This window comes from Snodgrassella alvi (genome assembly GCF_040741455.2).
Classification (GTDB): Bacteria; Pseudomonadota; Gammaproteobacteria; order Burkholderiales; family Neisseriaceae; genus Snodgrassella; species Snodgrassella alvi_E.
Genome location: NZ_CP160328.2, coordinates 863456 through 877235, shown reverse-complemented (window position 1 = coordinate 877235; position 13780 = coordinate 863456). Strand labels below are relative to the sequence as shown.

The 13780-nt window shown below is 44.1% G+C and carries 15 protein-coding genes; 7 read left to right on the top strand and 8 right to left on the bottom strand.

Annotation, left to right across the window (positions count from 1 at the left end; translation table 11 throughout):
* Positions 1 to 58: 58 nt before the first annotated feature.
* From ABU615_RS03945 to rpsP, 6 genes are all read right to left on the bottom strand, one after another.
* The gene (locus tag ABU615_RS03945; RefSeq protein WP_370389256.1) at positions 59 to 1117 is read right to left on the bottom strand and encodes an alpha/beta hydrolase family protein; all 1059 of its coding nucleotides are present in this window, start codon (positions 1115 to 1117) and stop codon (positions 59 to 61) included.
* 79 nt (positions 1118 to 1196) lie between these two features.
* Positions 1197 to 2231, bottom strand: coding sequence for a phosphoribosylformylglycinamidine cyclo-ligase (purM, locus tag ABU615_RS03940; protein WP_367487245.1), 1035 nt, complete (start codon positions 2229 to 2231; stop codon positions 1197 to 1199).
* Between the two features lie 364 nt (positions 2232 to 2595).
* Positions 2596 to 2961, bottom strand: a complete 366-nt coding sequence (rplS, locus tag ABU615_RS03935; RefSeq protein ID WP_025331156.1) for a 50S ribosomal protein L19 — start codon at positions 2959 to 2961, stop codon at positions 2596 to 2598.
* A 14-nt stretch (positions 2962 to 2975) separates the two neighbouring features.
* On the bottom strand, positions 2976 to 3722 hold the full coding sequence (gene trmD / locus ABU615_RS03930) for a tRNA (guanosine(37)-N1)-methyltransferase TrmD (protein WP_367441509.1): 747 nt from the start codon (positions 3720 to 3722) through the stop codon (positions 2976 to 2978).
* A complete protein-coding gene (gene rimM / locus ABU615_RS03925) occupies positions 3722 to 4234 on the bottom strand; it encodes a ribosome maturation factor RimM (protein ID WP_267408434.1) in 513 nt (170 codons plus the stop codon). The genes trmD and rimM overlap by 1 nt, the downstream gene beginning before the upstream one ends.
* A gap of 16 nt (positions 4235 to 4250) precedes the next feature.
* Positions 4251 to 4499 carry a 30S ribosomal protein S16 gene (gene rpsP / locus ABU615_RS03920; protein WP_100140313.1) on the bottom strand — a complete coding sequence of 83 codons (249 nt, stop codon included), beginning with the start codon at positions 4497 to 4499 and terminating at the stop codon, positions 4251 to 4253.
* A gap of 405 nt (positions 4500 to 4904) precedes the next feature.
* Here rpsP and ABU615_RS03915 point away from each other — a divergent pair, with 405 nt between their 5' ends.
* The 5 genes from ABU615_RS03915 to groL all read left to right on the top strand — a co-directional run bounded on the left by ABU615_RS03915 (position 4905) and on the right by groL (position 10336).
* Positions 4905 to 5864 (top strand): acetyl-CoA carboxylase carboxyltransferase subunit alpha, encoded by a 960-nt coding sequence (locus ABU615_RS03915; protein WP_100140312.1) that lies wholly within the window; start codon positions 4905 to 4907, stop codon positions 5862 to 5864.
* Entirely contained in the window at positions 5842 to 7167 is a 1326-nt protein-coding gene (tilS, locus tag ABU615_RS03910; RefSeq protein WP_367487250.1) for a tRNA lysidine(34) synthetase TilS, read from the top strand. Before ABU615_RS03915 ends, tilS begins: the two co-directional genes overlap by 23 nt.
* A gap of 77 nt (positions 7168 to 7244) precedes the next feature.
* A complete protein-coding gene (locus ABU615_RS03905; protein ID WP_100140310.1) occupies positions 7245 to 7841 on the top strand; it encodes a sigma-70 family RNA polymerase sigma factor in 597 nt (198 codons plus the stop codon).
* 493 nt (positions 7842 to 8334) lie between these two features.
* The gene (gene groES, locus ABU615_RS03900; protein ID WP_100140309.1) at positions 8335 to 8622 is read left to right on the top strand and encodes a co-chaperone GroES; all 288 of its coding nucleotides are present in this window, start codon (positions 8335 to 8337) and stop codon (positions 8620 to 8622) included.
* 67 nt (positions 8623 to 8689) lie between these two features.
* Positions 8690 to 10336, top strand: coding sequence for a chaperonin GroEL (gene groL, locus ABU615_RS03895; RefSeq protein ID WP_100140308.1), 1647 nt, complete (start codon positions 8690 to 8692; stop codon positions 10334 to 10336).
* A 595-nt stretch (positions 10337 to 10931) separates the two neighbouring features.
* On the opposite strand, the gene rnhA is transcribed toward groL, so the two are convergent.
* Positions 10932 to 11366, bottom strand: coding sequence for a ribonuclease HI (rnhA, locus tag ABU615_RS03890; RefSeq protein ID WP_367487254.1), 435 nt, complete (start codon positions 11364 to 11366; stop codon positions 10932 to 10934).
* Positions 11367 to 11399: 33 nt separating this feature from the next.
* Positions 11400 to 12806 carry an FAD-binding oxidoreductase gene (locus tag ABU615_RS03885; protein ID WP_367487256.1) on the bottom strand — a complete coding sequence of 469 codons (1407 nt, stop codon included), beginning with the start codon at positions 12804 to 12806 and terminating at the stop codon, positions 11400 to 11402.
* Between the two features lie 123 nt (positions 12807 to 12929).
* Between ABU615_RS03885 and ABU615_RS03880 the strand changes: the two genes are divergently transcribed.
* Positions 12930 to 13283, top strand: coding sequence for a hypothetical protein (locus tag ABU615_RS03880; RefSeq protein ID WP_100140304.1), 354 nt, complete (start codon positions 12930 to 12932; stop codon positions 13281 to 13283).
* A gap of 12 nt (positions 13284 to 13295) precedes the next feature.
* Complete coding sequence (locus tag ABU615_RS03875; RefSeq protein WP_267404331.1) at positions 13296 to 13778, top strand: protein YgfX; 483 nt, start codon at positions 13296 to 13298, stop codon at positions 13776 to 13778.
* Positions 13779 to 13780 lie beyond the last annotated feature (2 nt).

Below are 13780 nucleotides of genomic sequence, written 5' to 3'. Positions count from 1 at the left end.
TGAATAGCTAAATATGTTTTGTTAACAGTAATATTTAAGCTAATTTTATAGAAATGGGTTATTTAATAAAAAATTTTTTTTTGTTTACATCTAAAAATTCTTTTATATATTTTAGAATAATGGTGTGAATATTTTTTCTGCTAACGCCATATTCATCTTTGCAAATAATTTTATCCTTTTCAGGCAAAATACTGAAAGCATCTTTTTTACATTCTTGTATGAAACTGAAATGCATGGCATCTTTAAGCAGAATATATTTGGTTACAGGTAAATTTTCAGCCAGATAACCTGATTCCATTTCAACGGGTAGGTCACCAATATTGATTTCAGCGCTGATAATTAATGTAGGGATGGTTAATTTCTTCAGACTTGATTTAGTCAGCCCCCGAGCAAATCCCGTATCTAGTGCAATAATCTTTTTCACTCTTGGGTCATACAGATGGTTGAACGCTGATTGCTTATTTGATCTTATCCCTAACGCTTCACTTAGTTCACATTCGTGTTGAGCCTTAGTTATACGACAGTCCTCAAGAAACTGTGCAACGCTAAAATTAGCACCGCCAGCGACCATCACTGTCCAACCACCTAAAGAGTGTCCCAGTAATGAGATATTATTGTTGTCTACTTTTCCGGCAAAATCAGGATTTTCTTGCAAAAAGGTAATAGTACGTTGTAAATCGATTGGTCTTTGCCATAATTGTGCAGCTTGTTTCGGGGTTTTACTATATTTAGATATGTCTGGATGATCAATTAAAGCAACAATATATCCTAGTTTGGCAAGATTTGAAGCTATCCAGCTTAAGTTGCGCCAATTACCACCATATCCATGGGATATCACTAATAAAGGATATGAATTGTTTATAGGTTTGGCATTTTCTATTGCATAAAAACCTGAAAATACCGAACTATCAGCAAATAAAATTGGCTTTGAATCAGAATTGGTAGGATAGATTACAAAGATGCTTATTTCTCTTCTTTTATCGATATCTGATAAAGTTGAAGTCTTAAATCCTAGATTATTGGCATTGCTCAGAGATGATAGTAACAATAATATGATTAATGCTATTACTCTAAACATAATAGTAAATCTATTTAATAGACTTAAAATAAAAGCCATCAACTACATTTATGCAGTAAATAGCTTTAGCTCAATTAAAAATAATTTAATTTTTTAAGGATATGTCTGATATAAACTTTTAGCTTATCTGTGTCTGATGTTCATCGCTCTGACGACTACGTATCACACCTATCTCGTAAACCGTTTCGCCTTGCTGCTGTAAAAATTGTTGCACCGCAGCAGCATCAGCAGCATTCACTACCAATACCATGCCGATGCCGCAGTTGAATGTACGGTACATTTCCTGGCTGTCCACTTGTCCGGCCTGTTGTAACCATTGAAATAGTTTGGGCAGTGGCCACGACTGGGCATCTATTGCTGCTACGGTGTTTTCAGGCAGAATGCGAGGCACGTTTTCGCTTATACCACCGCCGGTGATGTGTGCCATACCTTTGATGGTAAACTGTTTCAACGCTGCAAGAATAGGTTTGACGTATAAGCGGGTAGGTGCAATGATCGCTTGCCTCAGGGTTTGGCCGTCTGCAAACGGGGCGTCCAGCTCTGGACGAGCACGTTCAATGATTTTGCGTACCAGCGAGTAACCATTGGAATGGATGCCATTGGAGGCCAGCCCCAGCACAATATCACCAGCAGCAATACTGCGTCCATTGATAACCTGTTCTTTTTCCACCACTCCTACCGCAAATCCTGCTAGATCATACTCACCATCGGGATACATACCCGGCATTTCGGCAGTTTCTCCACCAATCAAGGCACAGCCAGATTGTTCACAACCAGAAGCAATACCTTTAATTACTGCGGCTGCTCGTTCTACATCCAGTTTGCCGCAGGCGAAATAATCCAGAAAAAACAGAGGTTCTGCACCCTGTACCAAAATATCGTTCACGCTCATTGCAACCAGATCGATGCCAATAGTGTCGTGCTGATCCCATTCGAAAGCCAGTTTTAGCTTGGTACCGACGCCATCAGTTCCAGAAACCAGTACTGGCTGACGGTATTTCTTGCTGATTTCCACCAAAGCGCCAAAGCCGCCCAAATCACCCAATACTTCAGGACGCATGGTGCGTTTGGCAAAAGGTTTAATTTTTTCGACCAGCGAATCGCCAGCATCAATATCAACACCGGCATCGCGATAACTCAGGGACTGGCTCATTAGTGCGCTTCCTTAGGGCAAAGTACAAAGCTGATTAAGAGAAAACAGACAAAAATCGTGTAATTTTAACATTTTTCAACTTTTGCCGCTGTTTAAATTAGCCGACTGAATAATGGACTGAATCTGCAATAAGTTTTGGTATTTTTTATTTTTACTGAGTGTTATTTTGACGTAGGGCGGATGGCAATAATAGGCTAAATCTGAGTATGTTTTTTGATGGCAGATGTATATGATTTTTATGTATTTGCCACGGTCGGTATGATAAATATGAAGAGGTACTGAATGAGCTAAGAAAAAGGCCGAATCAATAGATTCGGCCTTAGTATTAGTCTGCTTCAGGCAGCTAATGTGTTGTGTATACTGCTTAGGCTTTGCGAGCCGGTAGTTTTTCACGAATGCGGGCAGCTTTACCGGTTAAGCCACGCAGGTAATACAGTTTGGCACGGCGTACATCACCACGGCGTTTAACTTCGATTTTTTCAACGGCTGGAGAGTATAACTGGAATGTACGTTCCACACCTTCACCGCTGGAGATTTTACGTACGATGAAGTTGCTGTTCAGGCCACGGTTGCGACGAGCAATCACAATGCCTTCATAGGCTTGCAGACGGGTACGGCTACCTTCGGTAACGCGTACAGAAACAACCACGGTATCACCTGGCGCGAAGGCCGGGATTTCTTTATTCAAACGAGCGATTTCTTCCTGCTCTAATTGTTGAATCAAGTTCATATTAAGCTTCCTAATTATAATGGGATGTCCCGTTCCTCTTGTCTGATATTTTGCAAGAGTCTGGATTCCTCTGGGGTTAATACACGGCCGGCCAGTAAATCTGGTCGACGTGTCCAAGTGCGCCTAAGCGCCTGTGTTAATCGCCATTTGGCGATTAATGCATGATTGCCACTGCGTAGTACGTCGGGAACGGTCTGTTGACGAAATTCTACCGGACGCGTGTAGTGCGGGCAATCAAGTAAACCAGTGGCAAATGAATCTTCTGCTGCTGAGCGTGCATCACCTAATGTACCTGGCAGCAGCCGGATAACAGCGTCCATTAACATCATGGCTGGTAATTCTCCACCGGATACCACAAAGTCGCCAATGCTGATTTCGGTCACATCGTTGCTGGTGAGAATACGTTCATCAATGCCTTCGTATCGGCCACACAGCACAATCAGTGCCGATTCATCGGCCAGACTGGCTGCTTGTGTGTGACTCAGAGGTTTGCCCTGTGGGCTCATATAAATCAGCCGTCCTTCAGGGCTGGTCTTTCGAGCCATATCAATGGCGGCCTGTAAAGGCGGCGCCATCATAATCATGCCCGGGCCACCGCCGTAAGGGCGGTCATCAATATAGCCCAGTGGATTATCTGCAAACTGCCGCGGATTGATTGTAGCAAACTGCCAGATACCTTGCTGCAATGCACGTCCGGTAACGCCGCTGTCTGTAAGAGCAGTAAACATTTCCGGAAACAGGGTAATGGCCTGAATGTACATCAGTAGTCGCTGCCCCAGTCTACACTAATCTGCTGTTGTGGCAGGTTTACTTCATCGATGTATTGTGCGACAAAAGGAATCAGTTTGCGGCCGAAATCGCCGTCTACTACCAGTACGTCATGTGCACCGGTTTGCATTAATGAACTGACAGTACCAAGGTTTTCCTGTGTACGGTTAAATACGGTTAGGCCTATTAGGTCTGTCCAGTAATACTCATCTTCTTCGGTTTCTGCAAAGCTGGCACGGTCTATTTCAATGGTGAAGCCGCGCAGTAAGGCTGCGCTGTCACGATCGTTGATACCGTCAAACCGTACTTGTAATTCATCACCGCTGATTTTGCTTTCGGCAATGCTTACGGTTTTGGTTTGTCCATCTTTGCTCAGCTGCCATTGCGGATAGTCAAGCAGGCTGTCGGTATATTCGGTATCGGAATGGACTTTTACCCAGCCCTTTACGCCAAATACACCTTTAATATAGCCCATTGCTACCCATTGTGGCTGTGTACTGTTCATTTGCTTTACTGCTGAATTAGGCCGCAGCCTTCTGTTCTTTAACCAGTTTGGCTACAGCTTCGCTCAGCTGCGCGCCTTGACCAATCCAGTGGTTCAAACGGTCTGTACTTAGACGTACACGTTCCTGTTTTTCATTGGCAACAGGGTTGTAAAAACCAACGCGCTCGATGAAGCGACCATCACGACGGTTGTGAGAGTCAGCTACGACGATGTTATAGAAAGGACGGTGTTTAGAACCACCGCGGGCCAAACGGATAACTACCATAGTGTATTCCTTAGTGAAAAAATCGAAGTAATTTTATTCTGCCAAGACAACAGAAAATCGCTAATTTTAGTAGGTAAAACCCAGTCTTGGCAAGCTGTTAATGTATATTTGTTGTAGATATACCGTTGTGGATTTGTGTATTGCAGGAGATTTATTTTTTTGGCATTCTGATTGGTATTATTTGATTAAACTATTGCTGTTTATGGTTAAATTTTTTCTAAATGCGATGTTTGTGGTCTATGGTAAATCTTGAGATATGGTTTTGTATTTTTGATAATAATCTATAAAATCATATATTTATGTGTGATTTTTGTGGCTGTGTTTACAGCTTTTTAATTTTAGGGCTGCATTGCTTCATTTCTTCGCGTATCATAGCTGCCACGTGTTTTTGCGGATATCTTAACAATGAAACAGATTTTTTTGGATTTTGAACAACCTATAGCCGAATTGGTACAGAAAATTGATGAGCTTCGCTTTGTGCAGGATGAATCGGCTGTGGATATTTCCGAAGAAATCGCGCGCCTAAAAAAGAAAAGCGATGATTTAACCAAGAATCTTTTTGCCAAGCTGTCGCCGGTACAGATTTCGCAGGTATCACGCCATGCGCAGCGTCCTTATACTTTAGATTATATTGAGGCGCTGTGTACTGACTTTGAAGAGCTGCACGGTGACCGTGCTTTTGCTGATGATGCTGCAATAGTGGGCGGTCTGGCGCGCTTCAATGGAGAAAGTGTTATGGTAATCGGCCATCAGAAAGGCCGTGATACTAAGGAAAAAATTCGCCGCAATTTCGGCATGCCTAAACCGGAAGGTTATCGTAAGGCATTGCGGTTAATGAAGCTGGCGGAAAAATTCAAGATCCCCTTGCTGACATTTATCGATACCCCTGGTGCTTATCCGGGTATTGGTGCAGAAGAACGTGGCCAGTCTGAAGCAATCGGACGCAATCTATATGAGCTGGCACGACTAAAGGTGCCGGTAATTTGTACGATTATTGGCGAGGGTGGCTCTGGTGGTGCGCTGGCTATAGCTGTAGGCGATTATGTAAATATGCTTCAATTTTCTACCTATTCTGTGATCTCACCGGAGGGCTGTGCTTCAATTCTGTGGAAAACTGCGGAAAAAGCACCGGAAGCAGCACAGGCACTGGGCATTACTGCCAAACGCCTGCTAGAGCTGAAATTGATTGATAAGGTGATTGAAGAGCCTTTGGGTGGAGCGCATCGCAATTATCCGGAAATTATGCAACGGGTGAAAGCGGTACTGACTAGCCAGTTAGAAGAGGCCAAAGGCAAGCAGTTGTCGAGTTTACTTACCCGTCGCTTTGACCGCCTGATGCATTATGGTCAGTTCAACGCTAAATAATTTATGTGTCCGCTTATGTGACAATATTGCACAACAATGGTCAGCCTCTGTGGCTGACCGTTGTATTTTGACTGTTGGCCTTAGTGGCGGTCTGGATTCTGTGGTATTGCTGCATGCGCTGACTCAGTTGCGTAATGTACTGCCGTTGCAGTTGTCTGCAATTCATGTGCATCATGGCTTAAGTAGCCATGCTGATGAGTGGGCTGCTTTTTGTCAGAAGGTCTGCGCAACTTGGTCTGTTCCACTAAAGCTGGTTAAGGTAACGGTCAGTGCCAGCGGAGAGGGTGTGGAAGCTGCGGCTCGTAAGGCGCGTTATCAGGCTTATGCAGAAAGTGGAGCGGAAGTGGTGGTGCTGGCACATCATCGTGATGACCAGATTGAAACTTTTTTTCTAGGCGCACTGCGTGGCGGCGGTCTGCGCTCTCTGGCTGCGATGCCGGACGTGCGGGCATTAACAGAGCACACTATTCTATGGCGGCCACTGTTGCCTTTTTCGCGCGAGCAGCTGAAGAATTATGCTGAAGCGATGCAGCTTGAGCATATAGAAGACGACAGTAACCGCAACTGCATCTATCTGCGCAACTGGCTACGTCTGGATGGTTTGCCATACTGGCGTGCCCATTTGCCATATATGGATAATCAAGTTGAAGCTGCTGTTAGTCGTTTGCAGGATGAGCTGGCGTTGCTGGATGAAGTGGCTGAAGCTGATTGGACAATGTTGCATGCACAGCAACAGGGTTTTGATATTCCGTTGTGGCAAACACTTAGTGCAGCACGGCGCCGGCAGCAATTGCGTCTTTTTGCTCAGAAAAATGGTCTGGGCATGTCTACTTCAGCTTCACTGACAGAATTTGCAAGACAGTTGATGGAAAGCAAAAATGGTGCACAATGGTCTTTACCATACGCTCGTGTAATCTATTATGATTTCAGGTTGTGGATAGATAAAAAGCATGCATCAGCTCAATGGCCTTGGTTTGATTTGCTGCCGGCAAGCAGCAGGCAACTGACGAAGGCTGGTTATTTGGAATGGAGATGTCATAATTTTGGTTTGGTGGAAATCGCTGATGGATGGACAGTTCGTCAGGTCGATGTTCAGGATACAATTGTTTTAAAAGGAGGCAGAAAAAAGGTTAAAAAATTATTACAGGAACGGAAAATTCCTCCTTTTATGCGTGCTGTCTGGCCAGTATTATGTGATGCCGATAATCATTGTATTGCTGTGATTAATGTGGCTGTTGCTGCTAACGTAGGTGTTGCTGATGGCTGGATGCCTTTGATGAAGGATTTGCCTATTAGGCTTTAAGTTGGAAAAATAATAATTCAGCTACGCAGACTCAGCTGTCGATTGATGCAATAACAATAAAATTAGAGGATAACTATATGCATGAAAACCGTACCCCACAGGTGGAAGAACAGGTGTTGGTGCGTAAGGCTCAGCAGGGTGATGCGCAGATTTTCAGTTTGCTGGTGAGCAAATATCAGCGTCGATTAAAGCATTTTCTGCGTCGTTTTACTCATGACGATCAGATTACGTTGGATGTGGTACAGGAAACCTTTCTCAAAGCCTACAAAGCGTTACCTCAGTTTCGGGCTAGTAGTCAGTTTTATACTTGGTTATGCTGTATTGGGATGAATACGGCTAAGTCTATGATTGCTGTATATGGACGCGAACCGCAAATGATTACTGAAATAGTGGATGAGAATGGGGAAGAAGTTGATGTTCTCGAACATTTGTCCGACTATCAGACACCTGAAAAACAATTATTAAACCGCGAGTTGATTGATGTGCTGGGCGAAGCAATTGATCAGTTGCCACCTAATTTGCGTCAACCGATTATTCTTTTCGAAATCAATGATTTGTCATATGAAGAAATTGCTCAGATAATGGGCTGTCCGATTGGTACTGTACGCTCACGAATTGCAAGGGCGCGGGAACTATTATCTGCTGAAGTTGAAAGCAGATTTGAACATGATTGATAAGGACTCAGAACATTTGTGGCAACGTGTGAAGTAATTTGTTTACAGTTCCCATCTCAATAGGCTGGAAAATTCTGCTGGGTATACTTGAGTTAATAATGTATAGAAACAGTACGCAGATTATTTACCAGAAAATCTGGTTGCCGTTTGATAGAGAAAGCTTTTTTAATTCCTGCATGCGCGTACGGGTCAAGTCTGCAATATTAACGTTAAGCTTGTGGCGCCAGAAATATTTTCTGAATATCTTATGATATTCCGGCCGGTAATATTTTGTCTGCGGTAGGGTGCCTGACTCTGGTAAGTGCAGGAATATTCTGTCAATTTTACTAAGTATTTGTAAGAATTAGGAAAATAATTACTTCACTTACTCTTGAATTGTGGCCGCCTAGCCTTACTTTATTTATCGAAATGAATTTTACGTCCCGCTATATATGCGGGTTTGTATTAACCAACTTTGAGGTGCTTTGCGCACCAAAGATGTGGAGAAGATAATATGACTATTCGTCCTTTGAATGACCGTGTTGTGGTAAAACGTTTGGAAGCTGAAGAAAAAACAGCTTCTGGTATTGTATTGCCAGGTTCTGCTGCTGAAAAACCTGATATGGGTGAAGTGATTGCAGTTGGTAATGGCAAACTGCTGAAAAACGGCGACCGTCTGAAAGTGGATGTGAAAGTTGGCGATAAAGTGATTTTCGGTAAATACAGCGGTCAAACTGTTAAAGTTGACGGTGAAGAATTGCTGGTAATGCGCGAAGAAGATATTTTCGGTATTGTTGAATAATTGTTTATCCAGAAATTCTATTTTATTTGTATTTGCGTAATTGATTATTAAAGATTAGGAGTTTCAAATGGCAGCAAAAGATGTGAAATTCTCTGACGAAGCTCGTCAGAAAATGGTTGCTGGTGTCAATGTTCTGGCTGAAGCAGTAAAAGTAACTCTCGGCCCTAAAGGCCGTAATGTATTGCTGGACCGTGCTTTTGGCGGCCCGCATATCACCAAAGATGGTGTGTCTGTTGCAAAAGAAGTGGAACTAAAAGACAAATTCGAAAACATGGGTGCGCAGCTGGTTAAGGAAGTGGCTTCTAAAACCAACGATGTGGCCGGTGACGGTACCACTACTGCTACTGTGCTGGCTCAGGCAATTGTCACTGAAGGTATGAAATATGTGACTGCCGGCATGAATCCGATGGATCTGAAACGCGGCATTGATAAAGCGGTTGAAGCAGTAATTGCTGAGCTGAAAACCATTTCCAAACCTGTACCGGAAAAATCTAAAGAGATTTCTCAGGTAGCTTCTATTTCTGCTAATGCTGATGAATCCATTGGTGAAATCATTGCTAAAGCTATGAATGAAGTAGGCAAAGAAGGTGTGATTACTGTTGAAGACGGTAAATCTCTGGAAAATGAAGTTGAAGTGGTTAAAGGTATGCAGTTTGACCGTGGCTACTTGTCTCCTTACTTCGTAACTGATGTAGAAAAACAGATTGCCGGTCTGGATAGCCCATACATTCTGTTGTTTGATAAAAAAATCTCCAATATCCGTGATTTGTTGCCAGTGCTGGAACAGGTTGCTAAAACCAGCCGTCCGTTGCTGATTATTGCTGAAGATGTTGAAGGTGAAGCTCTGGCTACACTGGTGGTGAACAACATTCGTGGTATTCTGAAAACCGTTGCTGTTAAAGCGCCGGGCTTCGGTGACCGCCGCAAAGCCATGTTGCAGGATATTGCTATCCTGACCGGTGGTACCGTGATTGCTGAAGAAGTGGGTCTGTCTTTGGAAAAAGCCACTCTGGAAGATTTGGGTCAGGCTAAACGTGTAGAAGTGGGTAAAGAAAACACCACTGTGATTGATGGTTTGGGTGACAAGGCTGCTGTTGAAGCCCGTGTTGCTGAAATCCGCAAACAGATTGAAACTGCAACCAGCGACTACGATAAAGAAAAATTACAGGAACGTGTGGCTAAACTGGCCGGCGGTGTGGCTGTAATTAAAGTAGGCGCTGCCACAGAAGTAGAAATGAAAGAGAAAAAAGACCGCGTAGATGATGCTCTGCATGCTACTCGTGCTGCTGTGGAAGAAGGTGTGGTAGCCGGTGGTGGTGTAGCTCTACTACGCGCCCGTGCAGCCATTAAAGACCTGAAAGGTGCCAATGCTGATCAGGAAGCTGGTGTGAAAATCGTGCTGAAAGCAGTTGAAGCGCCGTTGCGTCAGATTGTGGCCAATGCTGGTGATGAACCAAGCGTTGTGGTGAACAATGTATTGAATGGTTCTGGTAACTATGGTTACAACGCTGGTACCGGTGAATACGGCGATATGCTGGAAATGGGTGTGTTGGATCCTGCTAAAGTAACCCGCACTGCCTTGCAGCATGCTGCTTCCATTGCTGGCCTGATGCTGACTACTGATTGCATGATCACCGAATTACCGGAAGACAAACCTGCAGCTCCAGATATGGGTGGCATGGGCGGTATGGGTGGCATGGGCGGCATGATGTAATGCAGCCTTAGGCACTCAGCTTAGTAAATGAAAAAGCCGGATATTAAAATATCCGGCTTTTCTTTTGTATAAGAAGACAAATTTTAATAAATTGTTTGTTCAGAAATTTAGTTATTTAACAATTAGTTTCTATGGGCGATATCTGGCAATTTTAAAAAGATGCTACTAAAAATTTAGCATCGTCGCATTACTTTAGGTAGTTGCGTTGTAGGGTATATATTTACAACTTTGTATTAATCGAGCTGATTGTGTGGTAAATGTGGATATATAGAAAATGAGTACGTTTTATTAATAAACTATTTTTGAAATTATGATGATAAAAATAATATCGAACGCTTGCTTATTTTTTCCTCATAAAAATTACTTTTAGTTGATGATTTCTATACTTTAAATTTAAAGATATATAAACGGATATCGTAAAATTTGCGGTTTGATTTTGTCTCAATATTGTTTGAAATTTATCATTTGGAGATGAATCATCTAAATTTTAGAAATTTTATCATGATGAATAAATATTGTTTAAATTAATTGATAGTTTATTGTTCTTATGAATAATTCTAGTAATTATATATGCGTACAAGAAGTTGTATTGTCATTATTTCACCAGATCCACGCCGCGATTAGCCAATTCATCAGCTTTTTCGTTTCCTGGATGTCCATTATGGCCTTTGACCCAGTGCCAGTGCACCTGATGTTTGTTTACTTCGACATCCAGTAGCTGCCATAACTCAGCGTTTTTTACTGGTTGTTTTGAGGCGGTTTTCCAGCCGCGTGCTTTCCAGTTGTGTATCCATTCCTGCATGCCTTTTTTAACGTACTGGGAATCAGTATAGATATGAACAATGCAGGGACGCTTTAGGGCTGCCAGTCCTTGTATGACAGCGGTTAGTTCCATACGGTTGTTGGTGGTGTTGGCTTCGCCGCCAAAAAGTTCTTTGCTATGGCTACCGGATTGCAGGTATGCACCCCAGCCACCTAAGCCGGGATTACCTTTGCAGGCGCCATCTGTATACAGGGTTACTTCGCTCATGTTTCTAGGCTGTCTGGCAAAAGGCTTACTATATCATGGCTGGGGTGGCAGAACCTTGCCGGGATTGAGAATGTTTTTTGGGTCAAAATAGTGTTTCTGCGCCCACATCCAGTTGATTTCAGCAGGTGTCCGTACCTGTGATAGCCATTGGTTTTTCAGTTGGCCGATGCCGTGCTCGGCAGCAATGCTACCTTGATGTTGTAAAACTTGTTCGTAGACCACTTGGTTAATTTCTTTTTCATAGTGATATACGTCGTTGCTGCGGATGTCGGCAATGAAAACGTTGTAATGCAGGCTGCCGTCGCCCAGATGTCCGAAGAGAATGGTTTTGGTTTGTGGAAAGGCTGTGAAGAGGCTCTGCTGGCAGCTTTCGATAAAATCGGCTACTCTTTCTATTGGTACTACGATATCGTGTTTGATACTGGCGCCCAGACTGCGCTGAGCTGCAGATATGTTTTCGCGCAATGTCCACAGGTGCTGACGTTTGGTTTCTGAATCGGCAATGATGGCATTGAGCCAGTTGCCTTGTTCGAGTACGTTGATTAATGGCTCGGTCAGATCTTGAGTGGGCAAGCTATCGGTAAGCTCAAACAGAATATGCCATTTAGCATTGACTGGTTCTTGCAGCTGGCTGTATCTGGCTGACAGATTCAGGGCAGCCTGACTGATTAATTCAAAGCTGGACAAGCGTTCGGCGAAATGGTTTTTAAGGGCAGAGAGTAGGCTGGTGGCTGCCTGTATGTTATCTAATCCGACCCATGCGGTGAGTATGCTTTGCGGTGGTGCAAAGAGTTTAAGAGTGGCGGCGGTAATGATGGCCAGTGTGCCTTCGCTGCCGATGATTTGCTGGCTCATTTCGTAGCCGCTGGTATTTTTATGTAGTGGATTGAGGTGACTCACCAGTTGACCGTCGGGCAGTACGTATTCTAATCCAAGTACCAGATCGCGCATGGTGCCGTAACGCACAACATTTAGTCCACCAGCATTGCAGGCGATATTACCACCTATCTGGCAGGAGCCTTCGCTGGCGAGGCTGAGGGGAAAATAACGGTTGGCCTGTTTGGCTGCGGCCTGTACATCTGCCAGTATCATGCCGGCTTCTACGGTAATGGTGTTATCGGCCAGACTCAGCTTGCGGACGCGGTTGAGTTTGCTGAGTGAAAGGATGATACCTTTACCGGCAGTGCAGCTATGAGGGGTGGCTGCTCCGCACAATCCGGTATTGCCTCCCTGAGGCGTAATCGGTATTTGTTGCTGCTGGCAGTAACGCAGAATGCTCTGTACAGCGGATACTGAATGCGGTTGTAATACGGCAAATACCTGTCCATGATAACGGCCGCGCTGGTCTGTACAGTAAGGCTCAATAAGGCTGGAATCGGTAATGATTTCTCTGGCACTGAGTAGCTGAGACAGATGCGCTAGATGGCTGGTGGTTGTCATGGCAGTTCACCTTAAGAGAAGAATAAGAAGATTGTACGGCAAATACTGAGGTTGTTTGGTGAAATCTACGCTGTTAGACAATGTTACAATATCGTGAATTGGTAATTTAAGTAAGGAAAAGGTATGTATTTTGTTGATCGCAGTGCGGTGGTGCTGAAACCAGCTCAGGCGTTTCTGGATTGGCTGCACCAGACCAGTGAAGATTTGCCGGAATTGACGTTGGCGCAATTGCAAAGTAATTGTACGACGCTGCTGGTACCGGAATTTGAAACGCCTGAGCAAATAATCGGTTATTTAGGTGAACGATTTAAATTGATTTTTGAGGCTGAGCTTTCTGCTTGGGAAGTAGACCGAAAATTGTGGCCGGCGCTGGATATTGACCAGTTCTGGAATTTTTTCACTGTTGAAGTACATGATATGGTTCTGGATCTGGTAGATGCACAGTTGGAGATATCGCCCGTATATGGTGACGAATAGGGGCGCTGACTGATGCAAGCCTGTGTTGTGCGTGTGCGCCCGTCTTTGAGAGCTCAGTTTTTGGCTCTGATTATGCATGGGCTGGCACTCACTGCTGTTGTGCTGTATAGCACAGGCTGGCAGCGGGCGTTGTTTTTGCTGGTCTGGGTACTATCCGTTTTGTGGGCGGGTTATGGTTTGCTTCATACCAGAATAAAACGAATTGAAATCAATGGTCAGGAGCAGGCCAGTCTGATACTGACATCCAGAAAAGGGGCAGTTCCTGCTGTCTTGTCTACTGACAGTGTGATTAGAGCCAGACTGATGGCTTTGCGATGGCAGACCGCCAAAGGGAGCGTGTATCAATTATTGTTGCCAGATATGACAGATGCGCCGTCATGGCGGCGGTTGCAGGTATGGGCTCGTTGGTGTCAGCCGCATACGGCTCAGGTTGCTGAGCCGCAATCAATTTTGTATAAGGTCATCCATTGGCTGCGGCTCAGGATGAATAATTAGAA